At 43.4% G+C, this 24,392-nt stretch carries 25 protein-coding genes; 16 read left to right on the plus strand and 9 right to left on the minus strand.

The features are described from left to right. Positions 1–5: 5 nt before the first annotated feature. Genes ABXT42_RS01195 through ABXT42_RS01210 form a run of 4 tightly spaced genes read right to left on the minus strand, consistent with a single transcriptional unit; the run spans position 6 to position 3,981 of the window. Positions 6–1,037: an ester cyclase gene (locus ABXT42_RS01195; protein ID WP_443628561.1), complete on the minus strand. Its 1,032-nt coding sequence runs from the start codon at positions 1,035–1,037 to the stop codon at positions 6–8. Next, the gene (gene hisD, locus ABXT42_RS01200) at positions 1,037–2,347 is read right to left on the minus strand and encodes a histidinol dehydrogenase (protein WP_443628562.1); all 1,311 of its coding nucleotides are present in this window, start codon (positions 2,345–2,347) and stop codon (positions 1,037–1,039) included. The genes ABXT42_RS01195 and hisD overlap by 1 nt, the downstream gene beginning before the upstream one ends. 9 nt (positions 2,348–2,356) lie before the next feature. Continuing rightward, complete coding sequence (locus tag ABXT42_RS01205) at positions 2,357–2,887, minus strand: ester cyclase (protein ID WP_443628563.1); 531 nt, start codon at positions 2,885–2,887, stop codon at positions 2,357–2,359. 29 nt (positions 2,888–2,916) lie between these two features. Next, entirely contained in the window at positions 2,917–3,981 is a 1,065-nt protein-coding gene (locus ABXT42_RS01210) for an ABC transporter ATP-binding protein (RefSeq protein ID WP_443628564.1), read from the minus strand. Positions 3,982–4,355: 374 nt separating this feature from the next. Between ABXT42_RS01210 and ABXT42_RS01215 the strand changes: the two genes are divergently transcribed. The 8 genes from ABXT42_RS01215 to hemW all read left to right on the plus strand — a co-directional run bounded on the left by ABXT42_RS01215 (position 4,356) and on the right by hemW (position 12,637). Then, entirely contained in the window at positions 4,356–5,603 is a 1,248-nt protein-coding gene (locus ABXT42_RS01215) for an ABC transporter substrate-binding protein (protein ID WP_443628565.1), read from the plus strand. Positions 5,604–5,688: 85 nt separating this feature from the next. Beyond that, positions 5,689–6,717 (plus strand): carbohydrate ABC transporter permease, encoded by a 1,029-nt coding sequence (locus tag ABXT42_RS01220; RefSeq protein WP_443628566.1) that lies wholly within the window; start codon positions 5,689–5,691, stop codon positions 6,715–6,717. Between the two features lie 16 nt (positions 6,718–6,733). Beyond that, positions 6,734–7,615, plus strand: coding sequence for a carbohydrate ABC transporter permease (locus ABXT42_RS01225; RefSeq protein WP_443628567.1), 882 nt, complete (start codon positions 6,734–6,736; stop codon positions 7,613–7,615). Between the two features lie 4 nt (positions 7,616–7,619). After that, positions 7,620–8,624, plus strand: a complete 1,005-nt coding sequence (locus tag ABXT42_RS01230; protein ID WP_443628568.1) for an ester cyclase — start codon at positions 7,620–7,622, stop codon at positions 8,622–8,624. Positions 8,625–8,822: 198 nt separating this feature from the next. Next, complete coding sequence (locus ABXT42_RS01235; protein WP_443628569.1) at positions 8,823–10,211, plus strand: L-serine ammonia-lyase; 1,389 nt, start codon at positions 8,823–8,825, stop codon at positions 10,209–10,211. A gap of 15 nt (positions 10,212–10,226) precedes the next feature. Then, positions 10,227–10,841, plus strand: a complete 615-nt coding sequence (locus ABXT42_RS01240) for a helix-turn-helix domain-containing protein (protein WP_443628570.1) — start codon at positions 10,227–10,229, stop codon at positions 10,839–10,841. Positions 10,842–10,871: 30 nt separating this feature from the next. Next, positions 10,872–11,477, plus strand: a complete 606-nt coding sequence (rdgB, locus tag ABXT42_RS01245; protein ID WP_443628571.1) for an RdgB/HAM1 family non-canonical purine NTP pyrophosphatase — start codon at positions 10,872–10,874, stop codon at positions 11,475–11,477. Continuing rightward, positions 11,477–12,637, plus strand: coding sequence for a radical SAM family heme chaperone HemW (gene hemW / locus ABXT42_RS01250; RefSeq protein ID WP_443628572.1), 1,161 nt, complete (start codon positions 11,477–11,479; stop codon positions 12,635–12,637). Before rdgB ends, hemW begins: the two co-directional genes overlap by 1 nt. A 1-nt stretch (position 12,638) precedes the next feature. Here the strand turns inward: hemW and ABXT42_RS01255 are convergent, their stop codons facing one another. Continuing rightward, positions 12,639–13,094 (minus strand): DUF4426 domain-containing protein, encoded by a 456-nt coding sequence (locus ABXT42_RS01255; RefSeq protein WP_443628573.1) that lies wholly within the window; start codon positions 13,092–13,094, stop codon positions 12,639–12,641. A gap of 108 nt (positions 13,095–13,202) precedes the next feature. Between ABXT42_RS01255 and ABXT42_RS01260 the strand changes: the two genes are divergently transcribed. From ABXT42_RS01260 to ABXT42_RS01280, 5 genes are all read left to right on the plus strand, one after another. Further along, positions 13,203–13,946 carry an SDR family oxidoreductase gene (locus ABXT42_RS01260; RefSeq protein WP_443628574.1) on the plus strand — a complete coding sequence of 248 codons (744 nt, stop codon included), beginning with the start codon at positions 13,203–13,205 and terminating at the stop codon, positions 13,944–13,946. Between the two features lie 95 nt (positions 13,947–14,041). Beyond that, positions 14,042–14,623 (plus strand): YggT family protein, encoded by a 582-nt coding sequence (locus tag ABXT42_RS01265; RefSeq protein WP_443628575.1) that lies wholly within the window; start codon positions 14,042–14,044, stop codon positions 14,621–14,623. Then, complete coding sequence (locus tag ABXT42_RS01270) at positions 14,624–14,869, plus strand: exodeoxyribonuclease VII small subunit (protein WP_443628576.1); 246 nt, start codon at positions 14,624–14,626, stop codon at positions 14,867–14,869. A gap of 2 nt (positions 14,870–14,871) precedes the next feature. After that, positions 14,872–15,768 carry a polyprenyl synthetase family protein gene (locus tag ABXT42_RS01275; RefSeq protein WP_443628577.1) on the plus strand — a complete coding sequence of 299 codons (897 nt, stop codon included), beginning with the start codon at positions 14,872–14,874 and terminating at the stop codon, positions 15,766–15,768. 4 nt (positions 15,769–15,772) lie between these two features. Further along, a complete protein-coding gene (locus tag ABXT42_RS01280) occupies positions 15,773–17,572 on the plus strand; it encodes a 1-deoxy-D-xylulose-5-phosphate synthase (RefSeq protein WP_443628578.1) in 1,800 nt (599 codons plus the stop codon). Here ABXT42_RS01280 and ribA read toward each other — a convergent pair. After that, a complete protein-coding gene (gene ribA, locus ABXT42_RS01285; RefSeq protein ID WP_443628579.1) occupies positions 17,558–18,148 on the minus strand; it encodes a GTP cyclohydrolase II in 591 nt (196 codons plus the stop codon). The two genes, ABXT42_RS01280 and ribA, sit on opposite strands and share 15 nt — an antisense overlap. Before the next feature lie 170 nt (positions 18,149–18,318). On the opposite strand from ribA, the gene ettA reads away from it, so the two are divergent. After that, positions 18,319–19,977, plus strand: a complete 1,659-nt coding sequence (ettA, locus tag ABXT42_RS01290) for an energy-dependent translational throttle protein EttA (RefSeq protein WP_443628580.1) — start codon at positions 18,319–18,321, stop codon at positions 19,975–19,977. 53 nt (positions 19,978–20,030) lie between these two features. Here ettA and ABXT42_RS01295 read toward each other — a convergent pair whose 3' ends face one another. From ABXT42_RS01295 to ABXT42_RS01305, 3 genes are all read right to left on the minus strand, one after another. Next, positions 20,031–20,852, minus strand: a complete 822-nt coding sequence (locus tag ABXT42_RS01295; protein ID WP_443628581.1) for a mechanosensitive ion channel family protein — start codon at positions 20,850–20,852, stop codon at positions 20,031–20,033. 94 nt (positions 20,853–20,946) lie between these two features. Continuing rightward, complete coding sequence (proC, locus tag ABXT42_RS01300) at positions 20,947–21,774, minus strand: pyrroline-5-carboxylate reductase (protein ID WP_443628582.1); 828 nt, start codon at positions 21,772–21,774, stop codon at positions 20,947–20,949. A 36-nt stretch (positions 21,775–21,810) separates the two neighbouring features. After that, complete coding sequence (locus ABXT42_RS01305) at positions 21,811–22,596, minus strand: YggS family pyridoxal phosphate-dependent enzyme (RefSeq protein WP_443628583.1); 786 nt, start codon at positions 22,594–22,596, stop codon at positions 21,811–21,813. A gap of 164 nt (positions 22,597–22,760) precedes the next feature. Between ABXT42_RS01305 and ABXT42_RS01310 the strand changes: the two genes are divergently transcribed. Together ABXT42_RS01310 and ABXT42_RS01315 are read left to right on the plus strand one after the other, a co-directional pair. Then, the gene (locus ABXT42_RS01310; RefSeq protein ID WP_443628584.1) at positions 22,761–23,525 is read left to right on the plus strand and encodes an ABC transporter ATP-binding protein; all 765 of its coding nucleotides are present in this window, start codon (positions 22,761–22,763) and stop codon (positions 23,523–23,525) included. Between the two features lie 55 nt (positions 23,526–23,580). Further along, positions 23,581–24,336, plus strand: a complete 756-nt coding sequence (locus ABXT42_RS01315; RefSeq protein WP_443628585.1) for a transporter substrate-binding domain-containing protein — start codon at positions 23,581–23,583, stop codon at positions 24,334–24,336. The last annotated feature ends 56 nt before the right edge of the window (positions 24,337–24,392 follow it).

Raw genomic sequence — 24,392 nt, forward strand, 5'->3', positions numbered from 1 at the left:
CAAGCTTATATAGTGCGAGCTTTATTTAATTCACGCAAGCGTGAAAACACATTTATACCTACTTGATTGTATACGTCTAATAAATCCACCAACACCCAGTTTTCACGGATCAAAGCGCCATCTAGGCGCCAAAAATCTAGGCTACGCAGAGTTATATGTTGACCACTAGGCGCAATACCTAGCCACCCGCCATGGGTAATGGTTTGCTTCATATTGGGCCAGCCAGTCACTGCTGCGTATTGCCCCTCTCCGAAAAAGTGAAACTTAAGCTTGTCGTCATCGGTGCCTCGATCAGGCATTGCATTTAAAAAGGGTATTTGATGCCAATTACGAAAACCTTCAATACCTCTTGCTGAACCAATGCCTGCGGGACCATACCAATTCATTTTTGGGTGCCAAAAGCGTTCTAACTGCATCACCTCTGGCCCTCCTTGTTTGGGATGAAGGATCAAGTGGTTCAACATATCCACGACATGTTGGACGGTTTTGTCGCCTTGGTCTTCATATGTGTTACTGATATTTAAGCCGTCTTGACTTGCTGGACCTGGAATGAAACCTTCCCAGCCTAAAGAAGGACATAAAGGCCAAGCATTTGCCTGTAGCATCACCTCTGAAATGTCCCAAATCGCCTGTATTTCTACAATTTTCCCTTCTTCAAAGCGGAAAAATTCATGAAAGCGCATATGGCAAATGTGTCCGGTGGGAGCTATGTCCAACCATGGTGCAACAAAAGTACCTAAGTAATGCCCTGCACATCCGACCCATTCTTGACCTTGTTCAGTAATGCCTGACATGACGATTAAATCTCGTCTCTCAAGGTCAGGCATGGCCAATAATAAAGGTGCATAACACGTGTCATAAAAGGCACAAGGGCCTTTAACATCATTGAAGGGGAAGCACATGTGAGCAATGCTTTGCTCTGCCATCAAGTCCATTAATAATGACTTAACTTGGTGTTCTTCAAAGTCGTGCATTGCCTTCAGCAATGGCGCTAAAATCTCTTTATTAACCACACTTTTAAAGGTGTTATCAGACACTACAAAGCACCCGTTCCGTAAGGGACATTTTTGTTGCCGTAGCGCCTAACTCTTAAATTACATTGTTCGGCATGACCTACAAATCCCTCTAACATACATAAACGAGAGCCATACTCACCGATTAACGTGGCCGCTTCATCCGTAGTTATTTTTTGATAGCTGTGGGTTTTGAGAAATTTTCCGACCCATAGTCCACCCGTATAACGCCCTGCTTTTTTAGTGGGCAAAGTATGGTTGGTGCCAATCACCTTGTCTCCGTTAGACACGTTGGTGCGAGGCCCCAAGAATAAGCCCCCATAACACGTCATATTATCTAAGAACCAATCGTCTCTGTCTGTCATAACTTGTACGTGCTCATAAGCTTTTTCCTCAGACACTTCGAGCATTTCTTGGTAGCTGTCACAGACAATTACTTCACCATAATCTCGCCAACTAACGGACGCAGTATTTGCCGTGGGCAATATTTTTAGTAGGCGCTCTATTTCCAACATAGTGGCTTTTGCTAAATCCATGCTTGTGGTGACTAATGCAGCCGGAGAATCATAGCCATGCTCTGCCTGTCCTAATAAGTCTGTGGCACACATTTCTGCATCTACAGTATCGTCTGCAATCACCATAGTTTCTGTAGGACCTGCAAATAGATCTATGCCTACACGGCCAAATAACTGTCGTTTGGCTTCTGCGACATAAGCGTTACCAGGGCCCACCAAAAGATGGACCGGATCAATTGTTTCTGTGCCTATAGCCATAGCACCTACAGCTTGAATGCCTCCCAAAACATAAATTTCGTGAGCTCCTCCTAAATGCATTGCAGTGATTACTGCTGGGTTTGGCTCGCCATTAAAAGGAGGGGTGCAAGCGATTATTCTGGGCACGCCAGCTACACTAGCAGTGGCAACTGACATATGAGCAGACGCAACCATAGGGAATTTTCCGCCTGGAACATAACACCCTACTGATTGTACTGGAATGTTTTTATGTCCTAAAATAACCCCTGGCATAGTTTCTACTTCAACATCTAGCATTGAATCACGCTGGATTTGGGCAAAGTTTCGTACCTGCTTTTGGGCAAACTTAATGTCCTCCAACTCACGTGGTGACACCTTGGCCATAATTCTTTTGATATCTTCTTCTGATAAACGAAAAGATGCTGGCGTGTAATTATCGTGAGTCTTTGCCAGCGCTCTTACCGCTTCGTCACCTCTAGCTTCTATTTCTGCCAATGTCGTTTCTACTACCGCTTTGGTCTGGGCGTCGTCTTGGGCCCTGTCAGTAGCGCTTTTGCTGCTTTTTAAATAGGTGATCGCCATATTATTTCCTCAATTCTTGTGCTGATCAGATGTTTGTTCATCGTCATTAAATTTTTCCCAACCTTCGCTGTTAAAAACATCGACGCCTAGTTGTGAGAGTACGTGTGGGAAGTCCACCATCACCCAGTTATCGCAAATCTTTCCATCCTGCACTTTCCAAAAATCCATGTATCTAATCTCTACTTTCTTCCCAGTAGGAGCCACACCCATAAATAACCCAGTATGCATGGCTTCTTGGCGCCCAAAAGCTGCAGCCCATTCACCCATATATAAGCGAGCCTCATCGATACATACTTTATCGGAAAACGCAGCCTGAAATGGTTTTTGCCAATTAGCTTGAAAGTCTTTTAAACCCCGTTTAGTACCACAGCCTTGGTTGCCCATCCAGCGGAATGATTCTGAAAAAAAATCTCCAATATCAGCAATTCTATGATCGTTAAGGCCATCTACCATAGATTCAATGACTGCTCTAGTCTCTGCTGTTTTTGACATGTCTGTGTTGGCGCTGAGTTGAGCCTGCGGTGGGCGACTGCCTTTCATCGATGTTTTCCTTATAGAGATGTTCAGTATTATAGGTGCTGACCAGTTTTGGCATCAAACAAATGGCACAAGTTGGGCATAATACGAGCGCTAAATTTTGCGCCGATGACTGCACGATAATCTTTACTGGCTTTAATAGAGACCAAACTGTCATTTATACGAGCAGTAACCATTGTTGAATCACCCAATAACTCTAAAGAGAATACGCTCAGGTTTAATTCAGCACTAAGTTCTGCGTCATTGCTGGTATCGATCACATCAGCATCTTCAGCACGAAAACCTAAAGTAATTGGGCCACTAAGAGCAGTATCAAAGCCAGAAATAGATATTCCTTCAGCTGTAAATAACCCTTCTTCAATATGGCCATTGACCAAATTCATCGCAGGCACACCAATAAAGCTTGCAACAAAAGTGTTGGCAGGGTTGTCGTATATGTCTGTAGGGGTGCCCACTTGTTGAACCACACCTTTATTCATTACCACAACACGATCTGCTAGGGTCATGGCCTCTATTTGGTCATGGGTCACATAAATCGTCGTTACCTGTAATTCATGAGACAGGTTTTTAATTTGAGCTCGTGTAGAGACGCGTAATTTAGCATCTAAATTTGATAGTGGCTCGTCCATTAAAAACACTTTTGGTTTACGCACGATAGCTCTTGCCAAGGCGACACGTTGACGCTGGCCTCCAGATAATTCAGCTGGTTTGCGGTGTAAGAAATCTTCTAGCTCTACCATCGCCGCAGCTTTCATGACCCGCTCATGATGCTGGGACTTGGGAACCTTACGCACCTTTAATGGGAACTGAATATTTTCATAAACGTTCATATTTGGGTATAAGGCGTAGCTTTGAAATACCATGGCGACATCGCGGTCTTTAGGATCAAGATCGTTGACGACTACACCATCAATAATGATCTGTCCTTCGCTCACGCTCTCTAAGCCAGCAACCATGCGCATAGTGGTGGTTTTGCCGCAGCCAGAAGGGCCCAGTAATACCAGGAACTCCTTGTCTGCAATAGTTAAATCAACGTTGTTGACGCCTATGAAGTCGCCCCAGCGCTTACCAATATTTTGTAGTTTTATTTCTGCCATTACGGTTTAATCTTTTTTAAATACGTATGCAAAAATTATCATAAATTATTCATTTGGGCAACAGAATAAGAAAATAATTATAAAAATTAAAGAGACCTTGTTTATTTTCCAGTATATTAAAAAATTATAATATAATAATTTTTGTTAATTTATACAATAAATAAATCAATTAAAACAACTGTTTAGGGATAATTATTGCGTTTAGTGCGCTAGTATCTATTTAAAGGCTTGTTAACCACTGTATAAAAATAGTAGAATTTTGGTTACGCATGCAATTCATATTCAATATTGTTGATATAACATTGAAAGGTACGCATGTAGAACAAGGCCATAATTTGGTCGCAGATTAATCAATTTTAAAGGATGCGTTCATCATGAGTACAATAAAAACAATGGCTCTCTCCGTAACTGCTGCTGCAGTGTTATCGAGTTCAGCCGCTTTTGCCGATTGTGGTATTAAAGGGAATGCCAACGTAAGCATATTGGGAAATGACTTTCCTGCATTGCACGCCGTATTTTCTGCCGCTGAGCAGTGTGCAGGTAATGGAGTTACTGTGACTAAAAACCATAACAAAGATTACAAAGATCTTATGGTACCAGCCCTTAGTAGTAGCCCAGCAGAATATTCAACTTTACATGTTTCCAACGCGACCTTGGTTACATTAATGAATGATGGTTTGGTTCGGCCGCTAGATGACTTGATCGCAAAATATGGCTCAGGCCTGAACAAAGCACAGTTGGTTACTGTTAATGGCCAAGTTATGGCAGTGGCCTTTATGGCTAACGCACAACACCTTTTTTACCGCTCAGACATTCTAAATCAAGTAGGCGTCAAGGCAGACCAGCTAGAAACATATGAGCAAGTGCTAGCAGCTGCTAAAGCTATACGTGAGGCGGGTATTATGGAATACCCAGTTGCTTTAAACACTAAAGCAGGGTGGAATTTAGGTGAAGAATTTGTGAATATGTACCTGGGCACCGGCGCAGACATGTTTATGCCAGGCACAGCAAAAATTAACATCAATAATGCCCACGGTATTGCGACGTTAAATATGCTTAAAAGTCTTGCAAGCTATTCTCATCCAGATTTCCTAACCTTTGATTCAAATGCTACTCAAGCACTTTGGGAAGGTGACAAACTTGCATTAGCCACAATGTGGGGCTCTCGTACTGCAGGTATCTTGGATGATGAAGGATCTAGCGAAAAAGTGGTCAATAATACTGATTTCGCCTCTGCTCCAACATTTAATGAGGGCACTGTGCCCGCATCTTCTTTGTGGTGGGACGGTTTTGCTGTCGCTAAAAACGTTTCAGATGCTGATGCCGAAGCTAGCTTTATTGCCATGATGAATGGCATTTCTACTGAAATGGTACAGGCTAATAATGATGTGGCTACATGGTTAGTAAAAGGATACAAGCCTAGTAAGGCTGCAAAGGGTGTTACTGCGACGGCTATGAACGGCGCTTCACCTTATCCGATGCTTCCGTTTATGGGTGCATTGCACGGCGCCGCAGGTTCTGAGCTAACTGACTTTTTGCAAGGCAATGAAAGTGCTGAGCAAGCATTAGCTGATATGGAGGCTGCATATACTGTTGCTGCTAAAGAAAAAGGCTTTCTATAAAGTCTTTTGATTATTACTAGCTAAAGAGAGTAATGCCATTTGAGGCCTTACTCTCTTCTTTTTTGTATAAGCGAGAATTATTTATATGCCGCATCGTACATTTTTTTGGTTTATTATTCCGTCTCTAGCGGCCATGATATTGTTTATCGCATTCCCTGTAATTTCAGTAATAACCCAGTCTTTGCACGTAGAGCATGAGAAAGTGCTTATAGTCTCTGAAAATTGTGGTCCATTTGGTTGCAAGCAGATCACAACCATTGATGTGGCCGCTACAGCGCAGCTAAAATCTGATCAACCTTTGGGGAGATTTAGTGGTTTTGATAACTATACCAATCGCAACCACCTAGCGTTCGATGAAGTAGTGTTAGCTTGGAAGAGCAGCCAGAGCATGAGTGCTTTTGTTAAAAAACTACTTAATTTACCATTCTATAAAGCATTATCGTTTACCTTAACCTATACATTTGTAGTCACGCCTCTAGTTATTTTATTAGGCTTGGCAATTGCTTTAGGGGTTAATGCATTACCCAAATTTGCGAAAGGCCCCACTATTTTTGTGTCTCTTTTACCGATGATTGTGACACCTCTCATTGGTTCACTCATTTTGTTTTGGATGATTGATGGTGACGGAGTCATTGGCGCATCAATACAATACTTTTTTAATGACCCTAATTTATCTTTAAAAGCTTCCCCTGTGCTGACTTGGATGATGTTGATTGTTTACGGCGTTTGGCATTCAGCACCATTTTCCTTTATCGTTTTTTATGCAGGACTTCAAACTGTGCCAGAGGACACTCTTGAGGCAGCTACGATTGATGGCGCCAACAGGTGGCAGCGTATTAGATATGTAGTAATACCTTACATGAAACCATTAGTTGTGTTCATCACATTAATGCAGTTAATGGATAACTTTAGAGTGCTGGAACCTATTGTAAGCTTTGCTTCAGAGGCCAGCGCCACTTCATTAAGCTGGATTATATACAAGGACTTAACCTCGGATACGCAATTATTTGGTTCAGCAGCAGCTACGTCTATACTTACTATTATTGGCGTTGCTATTTTATTATTGCCTGTGCTTATTAGAACTTGGCGCGATTTCAGTCGCACAGCACACTAAAAATAAGGCGTACACCATGTCAAATATAGCCCAACGTCGTTCTACTAGTTTAGCCATTATCTCAAGCGGGTTTGTACTTCTGTGGGTCATAGTGGCCGCTGGCCCTTTTTTATGGACCCTCTGGGGGTCTTTTAAAGTACAAGGAGACTTCTTTTCCAAAGCAGATTGGACTAATGCCTTCTATGGCGTTCGAACAATGATTGAAACAGGTGATTATTTCACTGCTAACGGGTATTACGGCGCTTGGGTGGAACATGGCTTTGGGGAATCGGTCATCAATACAATGATCGTAGTGGTGTCTACGGTGATTATTTCTCTCACCTTGGGCACTTTGGGAGGTTATGCCTTGGCTAGATCTGGTTTTAAGTATTCGTTCTGGATATTAATGCTGGCTTTAGTGTTTCGAGCAATGCCTCATATTACTTTGGTTTCAGGTTACCTTTTACCTTTCTTTGAATGGAATGTTTGGGGCTATTTGCCTACGTCGATTGTCGTTTTAGTGGCTATTAATCAACCCTTTACCTTATGGATGTTGCACTCATTCTTTTTAAATATTCCCAAAGACCTAGATGAAAGTGCAATGGTTGATGGTTGTACCCGTTTTCAAGCTTTTCGGCACGTGATTATACCGGTCATGTGGCCAGGTGTTATTACCACAGGTTTATTTAGTTTTTTATTGGCTTATAACGACTTTGCAGTAACTGCGTCTTTATTAAGCCAAGATAACCAAACTATGATTCCTAAAATAGCTAGCTTTTTAGGCACCACACAAGTAGAGGGTAACGTGATGTTTGCGGTTGCAGCTGTGGTATCAGCAATGGTGCCGCTGTTTATTTTAGTGATGTTCTTCCAGCGTCAAATTGTTTCTGGCTTAACCGCCGGAGCAGTCAAAGGGTAGATTAATGAGTGTAGAAAGTGATATTCAAAGTGCCAAAGATTTGGTGACTAAGTTTTACAGTTGTTTAGACAATGCCCATGTGGATACTTTGGCTGATGTAATGCTTGAACATACCGCACCAGATTACCTTTGGCGAGGTTATCACCCATTTCACGAGCTAAGCTTGCCTGAGGAAGTGGCTAGTGTATTTTGGCAGCCCTTGCGACATTCATTAAAGCACCTGCAGCGTCGCCAAGATGTTTTTATGTCAGGGCGTAATGAAATGGATGATTTTTCATCTACATGGGTGGTCTCCATGGGTCATCTTATGGGATTGTTTGATGAGCCGTGGTTAGGTATTAAGCCTACAGGCAAGATGGCTATGCTTAGGTACTGCGAGTTCAGCAAAGTTGAAAATGGTAAAATATCTGAAACAGCTATGTTTTTTGATATACCCCACCTTATGGTGCAAGCAGGGTTGCAGCCGTTCCCACCTCAAACAGGTACGCAGCTTGTTCAGCCAGGTCCAGTGTGCCACACAGGCTTAATGTTTAATGCGCAGCAACCTGCAGAGGGCGAAAAAACCTTAAACGCTATTAATTACATGATCAATACCTTAGGTAACTGGGATCAGAAACTTTCCCTTGAGCAGGAGTTGAGGTTAAGCTGGCATGAAAATATGATTTGGTGGGGCCCCACTGGAATAGGCTCCAGCTATACTATTGAGCGCTATATTCAGCAACACTCTGGACCCTTTAGAAGCAGCTTTAAAAACCGTGACTTCAATGGTCACATTTGTCGTATGGCGGAAGGTGAATTTGGAGGTTTTTTCGGTTGGCCTAATTTAACCCTAGAGCCTACAGGTGGTTTTATGGGCATGCCTGCAACGGGTAAGTCAGGTGAGATGCGCGTGATAGATATTTATCGCCGAGATGGAGATAAGTTAGCTGAAAACTGGGTATTTATTGATCTTTTGCACTTTTGGAATCAGCAAGGTGTTGATATATTATCCCGAATGGAAAAGCTGTAATAAACTTCAGATTGATAAATTCTTTTTTAATCGCTAAAACCTCATGCATTTAAATAAAAAATTGCCCCAAAATGGGGCTTTGAGAACTTAAAAGCTACTTCCATGTCGCACCAAGATAGGTTGCTTAGGACATATTAGTTGATAGTCACCGGCTAACCAATTAACCTTGTGGTATAACCGCAAACCAAGGCACCTGACATGACTTTAAGCGTATTTGACCTGCTAAAAATAGGCATAGGCCCATCTAGTTCTCATACTGTTGGTCCTATGAGGGCAGCCTTAGCTTTTGTGGAACAGCTTAAAAATGAAGGTACGCTTACTCAGGTAACTCGGATTAAAGGTGAGCTATTTGGTTCCCTTGGCGCTACGGGTAAAGGCCATGCCAGTGACATTGCTGTTATTCTTGGTTTGTTGGGTGAAGCCCCAGACACAATCGATCCTCCACAAGTACAACCTATGCTGGATGAAATTTTGCTCAATGAGCGCTTGCCTCTTAACCGTGAGCACGAAATTGGATTTGTTCAGCACCGTGACATCATTCTTAATCTTGAAGAATCACTTCCCTATCATCCCAACGGCATGGTGATGAGCGCTTTTAACGATCACGGTGATGTGGTGCTTGAGTGTTCTTATTATTCAGTGGGTGGTGGGTTTATTGTTGATGAAATAGCTGCCAAAGCAGACGAATTACCAGCAGATGATGACCAGCCTAAAGTGCCTTATCCGTTTACCTCAGCAGCACAGTTACTTGTTCATTGTAAGAATACAGGGCTGAGTATTAGTGAAGTGATGATGGAAAATGAAAAGACTTGGCGCACAGAAGAAGAGGTAAAAAATGAAATCTTGCATCTATGGAAGGTGATGAAAGAGTGTGTTCACAATGGTTGTCACACTGGGGGTGTCTTGCCAGGTGGTTTGAATGTGAAACGTCGCGCTGCAGATTTGTATCAAAAACTAAGTAGCCTAGGTTCCATAAAAGTCATCACACCACAGTTATCAGCGATGGATTGGGTTAACCTATACGCCATGGCAGTTAATGAAGAAAACGCTGCTGGTGGACGCATTGTTACCGCCCCTACAAATGGTGCTGCCGGAATTATCCCCGCAGTATTGCATTACTACGACAATTTCTATCCATCAGCCAACGATAAAGGTATTGTAAGCTTTGTATTGGCTGCAGCTGCAGTGGGTATTTTATGTAAGCTCAATGCCTCTATTTCAGGCGCAGAAGTGGGTTGTCAGGGTGAGGTAGGTAGTGCCTGTGCAATGGCAGCTGCAGGCTTGGCTGAAGTGATAGGCGGTACTCCTGAGCAGGTGGAAAATGCCGCAGAAATAGGCATGGAGCACAATTTGGGGCTTACCTGTGACCCCATTGCAGGCTTGGTGCAAGTGCCATGTATAGAGCGCAATGCTATGGGTTCTATCAAAGCTATTAACGCAGCTCATATGGCTATGCGTGGTGACGGAGAACATCTGGTATCATTAGATGACGTGATTAAAACTATGCGTGAAACGGGTGCTGATATGCAAGACAAATATAAAGAAACCTCAAGGGGTGGTCTTGCGGTCAACGTAACTAATTGTTAAATAAAAGGAGAAATGATGTCTACACTTCGCCCTGAAGCGGGCATACTGCCTCCTGTTCCCAACCCAGCCCTACAACAAGGCAACTTCGGTGAGCGTTTAAGAGCGTTGCGACAAGACCGGAAAATGACTTTGCAGCAAGCTAGTAAAGTCACAGGTGTTGCACAGTCGACTTTGTCGAAAATGGAAAACAATCAATTGTCACCGACCTTTAATTTGATGCAAAAGTTGGCATTAGGTTTGGGCATCGACATGCCTCAATTATTTGCTCCTGTAAAAGAAGTACGTATATCTGGTCGTCGAAGTGTCACTAAAAAACAACAGGGCCGTGAACATTTAACGGCGACCTATGAGCATGAACTACTGGCCACAGAGTTAGATTCCAAACGTATGGTGCCATTTAAGAGCCGTGTGCGAGCTAGAACATTAGAAGAGTTTGGCGGCTGGGTGAGGCACGAAGGTGAAGAATTATTGCTAGTGCTTGAGGGTGATGTGGTGGTATACACTGAAGAATATGAGCCCTTAGCCCTTACTGAAGGCGATAGTACTTATTTTGACAGCACTATGGGGCACGCAGTGGTGTCCACAAGTAAAGGGGATGCACTAATACTTTGGGTATGTGTCGCCACCTAATTAAGCCAATGCTAATCATAAGGTCAAGTAATGAAACAGGTAGTATTAGCTAGCGGCAACGCTGGGAAATTAAAAGAGTTTGGCCAATGCTTAGCCCCCCTAGGCATTGAATTGATCCCTCAAGGTCAATATATTACGCAAGAAGTGATCGAGTCTGGCCTTAGTTTTGTGGAGAATGCCATTCTCAAAGCCCGCTATGCTGCACAAATGTCAGGTATGCCAGCGCTAGCTGATGACTCAGGTTTAGAAGTAGATGCATTAGGAGGAGCTCCTGGTATTTATTCAGCCCGTTACGCAGGCTCTTCACTTAAGGGGCCATCTAAAGATGCAGCTAACAGCGCTCAATTGATTGCCGACCTGGCTCACACTCCATTAGCTAAGCGCACTGCACGGTTTCAATGTGTATTAGTGTATATGCGCCATGCTAAAGATCCTACCCCATTGATATGCCAAGCGTCGTGGGAAGGAATGATTATGGAGAATGGGCAAGGAGAGCATGGCTTTGGTTATGACCCTATTTTTCAAGTATTAGAAAAAGATCGCCGGGCTGCGCAGCTTACCCCTGCCGAAAAAATTGCCATCAGTCACCGTGGAAAAGCCTTGGCGAAGCTAAAAAGAGCGCTTGCTGAAACTTAATGACATCACCTACAAACTTGCTAGTACTGCCCACTCTTAGCCTCTATATACACATCCCGTGGTGTGTCCGTAAATGCCCATACTGTGATTTCAACTCCCATGCTACTCAAGATGGGGAAACTATCCCTGAAGCTAGTTATATCAAAGCGTTGCTCAGTGATTTAGCTCAAGAGCTAACCTCTGTAAGCGGCCGCACGTTGCATAGTGTTTTTATAGGAGGGGGTACACCAAGCTTAATGAGTGCTAAGGGTATTGGCACTATACTTAACTTTGTCAAAGCCAACATTGCCTGTGAAGATGATATGGAAGTGACACTTGAAGCCAATCCAGGCACTTTTGAGCAAGCTAAGTTTGCAGGTTTTTTGGAACAAGGTGTAAACCGTCTTTCTATTGGAGTACAAAGTTTTGATAACGATTGTTTGCATGCCCTTGGGCGCATTCATGATGCTAGTCAAGCTAAATTGGCTATCGCTAAAGCACAGACTTTAGGTTTTAACCGAATTAACTTAGATTTAATGCACGGTTTGCCGGGACAAACTGTGCAACAAGGCTTAATGGACTTGCAGCAAGGATTAGCCTTTGGCACTGATCATCTATCTTGGTACCAACTAACCATTGAGCCTAATACACAGTTTCACAATAGTCCGCCTAATTTACCTGATGAAGATATTCTTTGTGATATACAAGATCAAGGCCAGCTGTTAATAGAAGCTGCTGGCTTAAGTCAGTACGAAGTCTCAGCTTATTCAAAGCCAGGCAGTCAAGCTAGGCATAATCTCAACTATTGGCAATTTGGTGATTATATTGGTGTAGGTGCCGGTGCTCACGGGAAAGTGAGTTTTTTAAAGACTGGCCGAATGCAGGTCGAACGCAGAGTAAAGTTGCGACAACCTAAGGCCTATATGGCAGCGATATCACCACTTGCATCAAGTCATTATGTTACACCACAAGAGCTAAAGCTTGAATTCTTTATGAACGCCCTACGGCTTGAAAAAGGGGTGCTTAATAGCAGTTACTTAGCTCAAACAGGACAATCTTTAACGTCTGTGGAGAGTGCTATTTTTTCTGCCAGACAAGCTGGACTTATGATGCCTGATCGCCTTCAGGCTAGCCCATTAGGTTGGCGCTTTCTAAATGATTTATTGCACTATTTTGAATAGACTACTGCTCTAAATAAAAAATCTGACTAAACTTTAATGGGATTGGCTTGGCATTCAAGTCAGGCTGTATCTGCAGTTCAAAGCGCCACATCTCTTCTTCGGTGAAACGTAATTGTGCAATGTAATAGATGGCGTTTTCTTCTTTAATTTGTTGAAAATCTAGCGGTAAAACTTGCCCAACAATATTAGTTCGAGTGCCAGTCACTACTGCTGGCAATGCTTTTTGTGTAGCGGCATCCAAGACTGAGATGTTTAGCAAAGCACGGTTTCTGGCGCGGGTGAAACCATAATTTTGAGCCGTATCTGGGGTAACCATCATGGTATTAAAAGCATTGTAATGGATGTCATGCTTTTGGCTCTGTATGACTTGCTCGGCGTAACTAGGCAGTGCCCATGAAAGTGCTAGTGAGGCTAGTAATGAGCAAGAGATGGCACTAAGATTGCGTATAGGTTTCATAAAATGCTCACTTTAGTTGTCCCATGATCAAAGGACAGTTGATGATGCGCTTATTGTGCGTGATTCGTGTTAAAAAGTAAAAACATAAGCGCACCACTGGAGCAGTCAATGGGTAATATTCTAATCACAGGGGCTAGCCGCGGTATTGGCGAGGCTACGGCGCGGGTTTTAGCTGCAAAGGGCCATAATGTCTGTATTAACTATCACACACAAAAAGACCTAGCGCACCAGCTGGTAGTCGATCTAACACAGCAAGGCGTTAAAGCCATAGCAGTGCAGGCCGATGTGTCTCAAGAGCAACAAGTGGTAGATTTATTTAACACCATGGATGAGCAATTAGGACCATTAACTGGGTTGGTTAATAATGCGGGTATTTTGCTGCCCCAGATGCTGGTAGAGCAGATGGATGCGCAGCGCATAAATCAATTATTTAGCACTAATGTTACTAGCTACTTTTTATGTTGTAAGGAAGCTGTTAAGCGTATGGCACTTAAACATGGTGGGCAAGGTGGCGCTATCGTCAATGTTTCTTCTGCTGCAGCAAGGCTTGGATCTGCGTTTGAATATGTGGATTATGCCGCCAGTAAAGGCGCTATAGATACGCTAACCCGTGGTTTATCTTTAGAAGTAGCTAGAGAAGCTATTCGAGTTAATTGTGTACGCCCAGGATTTATTGCTACAAATATGCATACTGATGGCGGCGAGCCCAATCGTATTGAGCGTATCAAGCCTACCATTCCAATGGGGCGTGGTGGCCAGCCTGTAGAAGTGGCTAATGCAGTGGCTTGGCTATTATCTGCAGAGGCATCTTATGTCACAGGTTCATTTATAGAAGTAGCAGGTGGACGTTGAGTAATCTGTTTACTGGCATCACTAGTAGTGCGAATGCATTCAATATGAGACACTTGGCAAAGTTAACTGAAGTTTATTAAGGGCGTTGTTTTATCATGGCAAATGCAGGTATTTTTTTAGTACAAAGCGTTTTTGGTTTGTACCTTACGATCGTTATCGTAAGGTTTATGTTACAGCTTGTTAAGGCTGATTTTTATAATCCTTTAGCTCAAGCGGTAGTGAAACTAACTCAACCATTTGTTGTGGTTTTGCAAAAGGTAATGCCACGTACAGGAAGGCTGAGCCTGCCTACTTTAGCATTGGCTGTCTTAGTGCAGCTGCTATTAATAGTTGCGGTACTCTTAATTGTAGGGTTTGATCTGCCAAACCCAATGAGCTTAGTAGTTTGGAGTCTCATTGGTGTGGCATCTCAAACGCTTGATTTATTATTTTTTGCGGTGCTTGCGGGCATCGTTTTAAGTTGGCTGGCTCCTCAAACTAGACATCCTGGAGCCCATTTATTACATCAGCTTACAGAACCGGTTATGGCTCCAGTACGACGTATGTTGCCTAATATTGGGGGGTTAGATTTTTCACCTATTTTGGTATTTATAATGATTAATTTAGTAGATGAGCTAGTGATTCGAAATATGGCGTCTACCTTTGGTATGCCTAGTGGCTTGGTATTGGGGTTATAAATGACTAAAAAAGAACAGGTCAGTGCATTTAATTTCGAAGCGTCTTTGGCTGAATTAGAAGCTTTAGTACAGCAAATGGAGCAAGGGGACTTAACCCTAGAAAACTCTTTAGCTGCTTTTGAACGTGGTATTTCATTAACAAGAGGTTGCCAAACTGCCTTGGCGCAAGCTGAACAAAAAGTTAATGTGTTGATGCAAGATGCTCAAGGAAAAGTGGTTGAGCAACCCTTTAGTAAGGAGTCCTAAGGTTGCGATTTAATTCACTGGATGAGTTTTTAAGTCATTCTAAGCTACGTGTTGAAAAAACGCTCAATACAGCTATTTCTGAGAACAGAGCTAGTGAAATTCTGTCTGAAGCGATGGCCTACAGTGCTGGACAAGGTGGCAAGCGAGTAAGAGCAGCTTTGGTGTATGGTGCTGCCCGTGCATGTGGCGTACAGGGCGTTGCCTTAGACCCCTTAGCTTGTGCAGTTGAAGCGATACATGCCTACTCTTTGATTCATGATGATCTGCCTGCCATGGATGATGATGCTCTACGCAGGGGCAAGCCTAGCTGCCACATTGCCTTTGATGAAGCCACTGCGATTTTAGCAGGTGACGCCTTGCAAGCCTTAGCATTTGAATTGCTAGCCCAAGCCCATGGTGCTCAAATCAGTGCCACACAATGTTTGGCTATGGTGACATGTTTAGCCAAAGCTTCTGGAGCTAAAGGTATGGTTGCCGGGCAAATGCTGGACATGGCGGCCGGACATAATACTATAGATCTAGCCCAATTAGAGCGTTTACACGAGCTAAAAACTGGTGCCTTAATTGGCGCTAGTGTAGAGCTTGGTGCCTTATCATGCAGCCATGTAACTGACATTCAGCTTGATTGTTTGCGTCACTATGCTCAAGCGATTGGTCTAGCCTTTCAGGTGCAAGATGATATTTTAGATATTGAGAGTGACACCGCTACCCTAGGTAAAGCGCAAGGCTCTGATGTTATTAATGAAAAATCAACTTACCCAGCATTACTTGGCATGGCTGCAGCTAAAGAGCGTTTGGGTCAATTACATCATGAGGCCATCAGCAATGTACAAATATTTGGCGAAGCTGCACAACCTTTAATCTGGTTGGCAGACTTCATCGTTACTCGAAAGCATTAGTGTGATGTTTCCCACTATCCTAACCATTCCACAGCACCCTCCTACTACTGATTTGTTTGATACAGTGGATGGTGTAAATGATTTGCGTAAACTCACTTGCGAACAACTCCCTCAGTTAGCTTATGAGCTGCGTTTAGCATTACTATATAGCGTAGGCCAAACAGGTGGTCACTTAGGTGCCGGTCTAGGTGTAATAGAGCTGACCATTGCGTTACATTATTTACTGGACACGCCTACTGATAGGCTAATATGGGATGTGGGTCACCAAGCCTATCCACATAAAATGCTGACTGGGCGAAAAAACTCTATGTTGAGCATGCGTCAAAGCGGTGGTCTAGCGCCATTTCCTAAACGTGACGAAAGCCCATTTGATACGTTTGGTGTGGGCCATGCCAGCACCTCAATTAGTGCTTTATTAGGTATGGTGTTGGCCAGTAAAAACCCATTGGCACAGCATGTAGCTGTGATTGGAGATGGAGCGCTGACAGCCGGTATGGCGTTTGAAGCACTAAATCATATGGCCCATTGCCAAGCAAATGCTCTTATTATTGTTAATGATAATGACATGGCGATTGATGAAAACCTGGGCGGGCTAGCTACTTTTTTAGATGATCAGCAGGGCTACGGAGGGCCATCCCAATGGTTTACGGCCCTTGGTTTTACCTATCGTGGGCCTGTAGATGGACATGATTTACCTGAGTTAATGTCTAATATTAGTCACTTATTAAGCCTTTCTGGGCCAAAGTTATTACATATCCACACCTTAAAAGGCAAAGGCTATGGGCCAGCACAGAGTGACCCTGTGGGTTATCATGCGTTGGCAAAAATTGATCCCATTCAAAAGCTACCTGGGTCGCCTACATTCAATAAAAAATCCCCTACTTTTGCCCAAATTTTTGGTCAGTGGATTTGTCAAAAAGCCCGTGAGGATGATCGGCTGATGGCTATTACACCGGCTATGGTAGGTGGCTCTGGTCTTGTGCCCTTTGCTAAAGAGTTTGGTGCACGTTTGTTTGATGTGGCTATAGCAGAACAACATGCCATTACTTTAGCTGCAGGCATGGCCTGTGAGGGTGCAAAGCCTGTGGTAGCTATATATTCTACTTTTTTACAGCGTGGTTATGATCAACTGATTCATGACATTGCCCTGCAAAAATTAGATATATTATTAGCTATTGATCGAGCTGGAGTAGTGGGAGAGGACGGAGCTACGCATACAGGTGCCTATGATCTGGCATTTTTACGATGTTTACCCAATTTAGTTGTGATGACTCCAAGTACCGCTTTGGAAACTCATGCCATGCTAGACTTTGCTTATGCGTACATTGGCCCTGTTGCCGTGCGCTACCCCCGAGGTGAAGCTTTTGATGCAGCACTTTTAAGTGCTCCTGTAGAGCTGGGTAAAGGCCAGTTGCTTCGAAACACAGATAAATCTATTGGTATCGCTATACTCAACTTTGGTGCCTTATTAGACAAAGCTATAGCTGTTGCAACCACATTAGATGCCACTTTGGTGGACATGCGTTTTGTAAAACCACTGGATGAGGCTTTGTTAGAAAAGTTGCTTAAGCAACATAATGGCTTTGTGACCATAGAGGATCATAGCTGTATCGGTGGTGCAGGTTCTGCTGTAAGTGAGTGGCTAGTTAAGCAAGAAACTCAGGTTAGGCTTTTATCCCTAGGGCATGAGGATAGCGAACTTGCGCATGGTACTCGTGAGCAAGTGTTGCACGATACTCAGCTATCTGAACTTGCAATGACAGCAAAGATTAAGCTTTGGCAAGCGCAACTATTGACCAAATAAATGGTTTAGCTTGTTTGCTTTAGTAGCTAGGTAAGCTTCGTTATGACTGTTTTCACCTACCTCTAATGCTTGGCGTTGCTCGACTTTAATGCCAAGTTCTGTGAGAGCTTCGATTTTTCGTGGATTATTGGTCATCAACCGCACAGATTTCACGTTGAGGTGACCAAGCATATCTTTGGTCATACCATACTCACGCATGTCTGCGTCAAAACCTAGTTTTTCGTTAGCTTCTACAGTATCAGCGCCTTGGTCTTGCAAGTTGTAAGCTTTTATCTTGTTGACTAAACCGATGCCACGGCCTTCCTGGCGCAAATACAAAACCACACCACGGCCTTCTGCAGCAATGCGTTTTAAAGCTTCTTGTAACTGATACCCACAATCACAACGCATACTAAACAAAGCATCGCCTGTTAAACATTCTGAGTGCAAACGAGTAAGCACAGCACCACCACTGGCGAGGTCGCCCATACTGAGGGCTAAATGTTCCTTATTAGTTTCGCTATCGGCAAAACCATGCATATCGAAAGTGCCGTAAGGGGTGGGCAGCAATGAAGAGGCAACGTGGGTAGTAGGCACAGATATTCCTTAAACAACAATGGTGATAAAAATACACTATCCCCTTTAGTGGGGGTTGCAAACCATATCACAAGTGGGCAGATGGCTAAATACTATGGTGGGTGCTTTTCCCCTTTTAATGACGTCTCAGGGTATAATAGGGTATATATTTTAATCGATTAGGAAATCACATGGCGCAGTTTGTGTATACGATGAATCGGGTTGGAAAAGTGGTTCCTCCCAAGCGAGAAATTTTAAAAGACATTTCTTTGTCTTTTTTTCCAGGGGCAAAAATTGGCGTATTAGGCCTAAATGGTTCTGGTAAATCTAGCTTGTTGCGTATTATGGCAGGCGTTGACACAGAATATAACGGTGAAGCCCGTCCTCAACCTGGTATTAATGTGGGTTACTTAGAGCAAGAGCCTAAGTTGGACGACTCTAAAACTGTGCGTGAAGTGGTTGAGGAAGGGGTTGCTGAAGCTAAAAATGCATTAACTGCACTGGATGCAGTCTATGCCGCTTATGCTGAACCTGATGCAGATTTTGATGCACTTGCCGCGCAGCAAGCCAAGCTAGAAGATATTATACAAGCCACGGATGCACACAACTTAGAACGCACGCTAGAAGTGGCAGCCGAGGCATTACGCTTGCCAAGTTGGGATGAAAATGTAGTACATTTATCTGGTGGTGAGCGTCGTCGTGTGGCTTTGTGTCGCTTATTATTGAATAAGCCAGATATGTTGTTATTAGATGAACCTACTAACCATTTGGATGCTGAATCTGTAGCTTGGTTAGAACGTTTTCTAGTAGATTACAATGGCACCGTAGTGGCTATTACTCACGACCGTTATTTCCTTGATAATGCAGCGGGCTGGATCCTTGAGTTAGACCGTGGCCACGGTATTCCATACGAAGGTAACTATTCGTCTTGGTTAGAGCAAAAAGAAGCGCGTTTGGTGCAAGAAGGTCGTCAACAAGCGTCGCACGAAAAGGCAGTGAAGTCGGAGCTAGATTGGGTGCGCAGTAACGCAAAAGGCCGCCAAGCTAAATCTAAATCTCGTTTAGCTCGATTTGAAGAGTTAAGCTCGCGTGAATTTCAAGAAAGAAATGAAACTTCTGAAATTTACATTCCACCAGGGCCACGTTTAGGTGACAAAGTCATTAATGTGAAGGGCGTAAGTAAAGCCTTTGGCGATAAAATGTTAGTGGAAGATTTGGAATTTAGTATGCCCCAAGGCGCTATTGTTGGTGTTGTAGGAGGTAACGGTGCTGGTAAATCTACACTGTTCAAAATGCTCACAGGCGAAGAACAGCCAGACTCAGGCAGCATAGAAATAGGAGACACAGTTGAACTGGCTCACGTAGATCAAACTCGTGCGTTAGATGGCTCTAAAACTGTGTGGGAAGAGTTGTCAGATGGACAGGACATCATTACTGTAGGTAGCTACCAAGTGCCTTCACGGGCCTATGCGGGCCGCTTTAATTTTAAAGGCAATGATCAACAAAAATTTGTTAAAGATTTATCAGGTGGTGAGCGTAACCGCTTACACCTAGCTAAGCTACTTAAGCAGGGTGGCAACGTATTGCTGCTAGACGAACCGACTAACGACCTAGACGTAGAAACCTTAAGAGCGTTAGAAGAAGCTTTGCTGGCTTTCCCTGGGGCAGCGATTGTTATCTCGCACGACCGTTGGTTCTTAGACCGAGTTTGTACTCATACGCTGGCTTATGAAGGTAATTCTAAGGCTACTTTCTTTGAAGGTAACTACTCTGAATACGCACAAGACTTTAGAGCTCGCACGGGCAAAGATCACCAACCTACACGGGTGAAGTATAAAAAATTGGCCTAAGCCTTTTGCAGCACACTGCCTAGCTTAGTCTAGGCAGTGTGCTTTATTAAGCTTTAATCCTTTGTCACCTGATGGATATGAATGTCTTGTTGAGGGTAGGGGATTGAAATGCCATTTTCATCAAATGAGACTTTTATTTGACGAATAAGATGCCACCGTACTAACCAGTAGTCGGCAGTATTGACCCATGGGCGAACGATAAAGTTCACGCTATTATCCGCCAGTTCTGCCACCGCGACTGTGGGTTCGGGGGTAGTTAAAATGCGCTGGTCATCGGTGATGCACTCCAGCAATAACTGTTCAACTTTTTGTAAATCATCACTGTATCCAACCCCAATCACAAGGTCGATACGTCGTGTCTGCTTAGCTGAAGCATTAATGATCACTCCACCATAGATCTGACTATTTGGTACTGTGATTTCACGATTGTCGCCCGTTTTCATTTGGCTCGTAAAAATGCCAATCTTTTCTACTACACCACCCACCCCAGCAGCTTCTACATAGTCGCCTATGGTAAAAGGTTTAAAGAGGATTAGCATGACGCCAGAGGCAACGTTGCTAAGTGTGTCTTTTAAAGCTAAACCAATTGCTAAGCCTGCAGCAGCAAACACGGTAAGCAATACAGCAGTATCAAAACCCAAAAAATCTAGAGATACCATAAGTGCAACAAAAGTTAGGGCGACACGGGTAATGGTTATTATAAAATACTGTAATGGGTCATTAATTCCGCGAGATATTAGAATTCGCTTAACTAAAGCAGCTATTAAACGGGCACTCGACCAGCCAATAAAGAAAATTATGGCAGCCAACGATAAGTTAACTAAGCCATCTAAGGCAATGTCTAGCCAAGCGCTAGTAAAGGCAAAATCTACCATTTATTGCTACTCCATTAAGGGTAATAAAAGATGTGATTTAACGCCTTTATTAGCATTGCCGCAAGTAGTTTTTGATGGGCTTTATTCAAGGCTGCTACGCTTTGAATAATTGCGCCAATTCTTTAGATCGGTGGTATGCAGCAGTCATGGCTTGGCCACACAGCGCACTAAAGCCGCCTTTATTAAAGGTATTCAAGGCTTGCTCTGTAGTGCCTTTAGGTGAGGTTACTGCAATTCTCAACTGTTCTGGGGTTTGATCACTTTGTTGGGCCATTTGCGCAGCGCCTATGGCGGTTTGAAGCACTAGTTGTTGAGCCACTTGGGCGCTTAAACCAAGCTCTTGGGCTCCAGTCATCATCGCTTCCATCATCAAAAAGTAATAGGCAGGCCCACTCCCAGAAACAGCGGTCACCGCATCAATGTGTTCTTCGGACTCCACCCATAAGGCTAAACCCACTGATTGCATAATAGTAGTAGCTGTGGTTTTTTGCACTGCTGAAACATTACCGGTGGCAAATAACCCAGCAGCTCCATGGCCTACCAATGAAGGGGTGTTGGGCATGCAGCGTACAATAGGCATCTTTTTTCCAAGCCATGTTTCGATACTGTCAGCTAAAACACCAGCAGCTATAGATACGATAAGTTGTTTGGTGGGGTCTACTGCTGGTGCAATGCTTTTCACTAAGTCACCCATCATGGCTGGCTTTACGCCCAATACAATGACATCTGCTTGTTGACACACGGCTAAGTTGTCTGTGCTGGTGTGAATGCCTGTTTGGGCTGCCAATATGTCCACTTTAGATTGCGTACGGCCGCTGGCAGAGATTTTTTCTTGCGGGTAACCTGCAGCAAGCATACCTTTAAGAATGGCTTGGGCCATGTTGCCAGCGCCAATAAATGCAATGTGAGGAGTGTGGAGCATGATATATTCCTGGTGATTTAGATATTAATTTTTTAACTAAGGCTTTGGTGTAAAAGTACTGCGCGCGCCAAAAATGTCTGTGCCAATGCGCACAATTGTTGAGCCGCAAGCAATGGCGTTAGTTAGGTCGCCGGACATGCCCATAGATAGTTGCTGTATTAGTGGGTAGGTATGCTCAAGGTAGTCTCGTGCTGCAGTCATCTTAGTAAAAGCTTCACGCTGAATTTGCTCAGGTTGGCCTACAGCAGGTATACACATTAAACCGCATAACAATAAGTTAGGCAGTTTTGCTACTTGTTCCACTAGTTCTTCTAATTGATCTAGCGCTACACCGCTTTTGTTATCTTCGTTACTGATATTAACTTGTATAAGTACTTTTAATGGAGGTAGATGAGTAGGTCTATGTTGACTTAGCAGTAGGGCAACCTTTTGCCTGTCTAAAGTGTGAACCCAATCAAATTTGCTTGCTATAGTCTTGGCCTTTTTACTTTGGATTGCCCCAATAAAGTGCCATGCTATATCTTGATGAGTGCAGTATTCAATTTTTTCCAAGGCATCTTGAAGATAGTTTTCTCCAAAATGGCGTTGGCCATAATCATAGGCTGCCATTACATCACTTAAAGGTTTAGTTTTACTGACAGCTAAGAGCATGACTTCATCAGCGCTTCTAGTTGAAGCTTGGCAGGCTTCCTTAATGCGCTGTTGAGTTTGCATTAATGCAGCACTAATGGTTTGTTGGTTAGTTGGTAAAGGCATAAGCAAGACAATAAAGTCCACTGGTAAACGATAGAACCATGGTAACAATTCTAGCGGGCGTCTCATAGTGTGTTTTAAGGGCTAAAAGTGTTAGTAAATGGACCCAAACTTCACACAATGCGACTTGCTTTCATGTATATGAGACGAATAGCTTGAGGTTGGCGATATTAGATAATATTATTAGTTACTAAATTAACGATGCAATATGCCTCGCTCCTTTCGGATCCACGATGACCTTAGCCCTATCCATTTCAGATTTACACAAAAGCTTTAATCAAAACGAAGTGATTAAAGGTATGTCTCTTGACGCCAATAAAGGTGATGTAATCTCACTTATCGGTGCCAGTGGCTCGGGTAAGAGTACATTTTTGCGATGTATTAACTTGTTAGAAACCCCCAACAGTGGTGAGGTAAGGGTAGATGGCGAGTTGATTGAGATGAAGACCAACAGTAAAGGCAACCGTATGCCCGCTGACCAAAAGCAAGTGGATCGAATTCGCACTAAATTAGGTATGGTATTCCAAAGTTTTAATCTTTGGAGTCATATGACTATTTTACAAAATGTGACAGAGGCCCCAATACATGTATTAGGGCAAACCAAAGCTGAAGCCAATGAAAAGGCAATGCTATTGCTAGAAAAAGTGGGTATTGCTGATAAAGCACATCAATACCCTGACCACTTGTCTGGTGGGCAGCAACAGCGAGCGGCCATTGCCCGTGCATTAGCTATGGACCCAGAGGTGATGCTATTTGACGAGCCTACATCTGCTCTTGACCCTGAGCTAGTAGCAGAGGTGCTTAAAGTGATGCGTCAGTTAGCTGCAGAAGGTCGCACCATGATTGTTGTGACCCATGAAATGACCTTTGCTCGGGAAGTATCATCTAAAGTTGTTTTTCTCCATCAAGGAATGATTGAGGAGCAAGGCACGCCAGAAGAGGTATTCCAAAACCCAAAATCAGAACGATGCCGGCAGTTTTTGGCTTCGAGCTATTAACGAGTAGCCTTTTTTTGGCTCATTAAAACCATCCTAACTCAACCATGAGGTTCTTATGAATAAATTATTTGCTGCAGCTCTAACTGCAGGTGCACTAACGATGTCTTTGGGAGCTGTTGCCTCTGATACCATTTTAATGGGTACTGAAGGAGCTTATCCTCCATACAATTACTACGACAATGAAAACAACCTAATTGGTTTTGACATTGATGTGGGCGATGCAATCTGTGTTGCTATGAAAGCAGACTGTGAGTGGGTGACCTCTGACTGGGATGGTATTATCCCAGCTTTGTTAGCTAAAAAGTTTGACACTATCCTTGCCTCGATGTCTATTACTGAAGAGCGTATGCAGAAAATCGACTTTACCAACAAATATTACAATACACCTAACCGTTTCATTCGTGCTGCAGGTTCAAGCACGCAAGCCACTTCAGGTATGATTGTTGGTGTACAAAGCTCTACAGTGCAAGAAAACTACTTGCGCGGTGAATTTGGCGATATTCTAGAGATCCGTACCTACGGTGCTCAAGAAGAAGCTAACTTAGATTTTGCAGCTGGCCGTGTAGACATGTTGTTTGTAGACGTGATTGTTGGTGATGAAATGATGAAGGGTGCAAACATGGAGGGTGAATTTTTCGGCCCAGACATCGCAGACTCTAAGTATTTTGGAGCTGGTGCAGGTATTGGTGTACGTAAAGAAGACACTCAACTACGTGACCGTATGAATAAAGCGATTGAGCAAATCATTGCTGATGGCACTTATGATGCTATTAGTAATAAGTGGTTTGGTTTTAGCGTTTATGGTGGCTAATTTTGCCATTGCAAAGGGCGGCTTAGGTTAGCTTAGGCCGCCCTTTTTTTAACTAT

The organism is Candidatus Njordibacter sp. Uisw_002, from assembly GCF_047730155.1.
GTDB lineage: Bacteria > Pseudomonadota > Gammaproteobacteria > Pseudomonadales > Balneatricaceae > Njordibacter.

Bases quoted from the DNA above. Each gene is read 5' to 3' on its own strand.
- hisD (WP_443628562.1), bottom strand. From the start codon at position 2,347: ATGGCGATCACCTATTTAAAAAGCAGCAAAAGCGCTACTGACAGGGCC.
- ABXT42_RS01205 (WP_443628563.1), bottom strand. From the start codon at position 2,887: ATGAAAGGCAGTCGCCCACCGCAGGCTCAACTCAGCGCCAACACAGAC.
- ABXT42_RS01210 (WP_443628564.1), bottom strand. From the start codon at position 3,981: ATGGCAGAAATAAAACTACAAAATATTGGTAAGCGCTGGGGCGACTTC.
- ABXT42_RS01215 (WP_443628565.1), top strand. From the start codon at position 4,356: ATGAGTACAATAAAAACAATGGCTCTCTCCGTAACTGCTGCTGCAGTG.
- ABXT42_RS01220 (WP_443628566.1), top strand. From the start codon at position 5,689: ATGCCGCATCGTACATTTTTTTGGTTTATTATTCCGTCTCTAGCGGCC.
- ABXT42_RS01225 (WP_443628567.1), top strand. From the start codon at position 6,734: ATGTCAAATATAGCCCAACGTCGTTCTACTAGTTTAGCCATTATCTCA.
- ABXT42_RS01230 (WP_443628568.1), top strand. From the start codon at position 7,620: ATGAGTGTAGAAAGTGATATTCAAAGTGCCAAAGATTTGGTGACTAAG.
- ABXT42_RS01235 (WP_443628569.1), top strand. From the start codon at position 8,823: ATGACTTTAAGCGTATTTGACCTGCTAAAAATAGGCATAGGCCCATCT.
- ABXT42_RS01240 (WP_443628570.1), top strand. From the start codon at position 10,227: ATGTCTACACTTCGCCCTGAAGCGGGCATACTGCCTCCTGTTCCCAAC.
- rdgB (WP_443628571.1), top strand. From the start codon at position 10,872: ATGAAACAGGTAGTATTAGCTAGCGGCAACGCTGGGAAATTAAAAGAG.
- hemW (WP_443628572.1), top strand. From the start codon at position 11,477: ATGACATCACCTACAAACTTGCTAGTACTGCCCACTCTTAGCCTCTAT.
- ABXT42_RS01255 (WP_443628573.1), bottom strand. From the start codon at position 13,094: ATGAAACCTATACGCAATCTTAGTGCCATCTCTTGCTCATTACTAGCC.
- ABXT42_RS01260 (WP_443628574.1), top strand. From the start codon at position 13,203: ATGGGTAATATTCTAATCACAGGGGCTAGCCGCGGTATTGGCGAGGCT.
- ABXT42_RS01265 (WP_443628575.1), top strand. From the start codon at position 14,042: ATGGCAAATGCAGGTATTTTTTTAGTACAAAGCGTTTTTGGTTTGTAC.
- ABXT42_RS01270 (WP_443628576.1), top strand. From the start codon at position 14,624: ATGACTAAAAAAGAACAGGTCAGTGCATTTAATTTCGAAGCGTCTTTG.
- ABXT42_RS01280 (WP_443628578.1), top strand. From the start codon at position 15,773: ATGTTTCCCACTATCCTAACCATTCCACAGCACCCTCCTACTACTGAT.
- ettA (WP_443628580.1), top strand. From the start codon at position 18,319: ATGGCGCAGTTTGTGTATACGATGAATCGGGTTGGAAAAGTGGTTCCT.
- ABXT42_RS01295 (WP_443628581.1), bottom strand. From the start codon at position 20,852: ATGGTAGATTTTGCCTTTACTAGCGCTTGGCTAGACATTGCCTTAGAT.
- proC (WP_443628582.1), bottom strand. From the start codon at position 21,774: ATGCTCCACACTCCTCACATTGCATTTATTGGCGCTGGCAACATGGCC.
- ABXT42_RS01305 (WP_443628583.1), bottom strand. From the start codon at position 22,596: ATGAGACGCCCGCTAGAATTGTTACCATGGTTCTATCGTTTACCAGTG.
- ABXT42_RS01310 (WP_443628584.1), top strand. From the start codon at position 22,761: ATGACCTTAGCCCTATCCATTTCAGATTTACACAAAAGCTTTAATCAA.
- ABXT42_RS01315 (WP_443628585.1), top strand. From the start codon at position 23,581: ATGAATAAATTATTTGCTGCAGCTCTAACTGCAGGTGCACTAACGATG.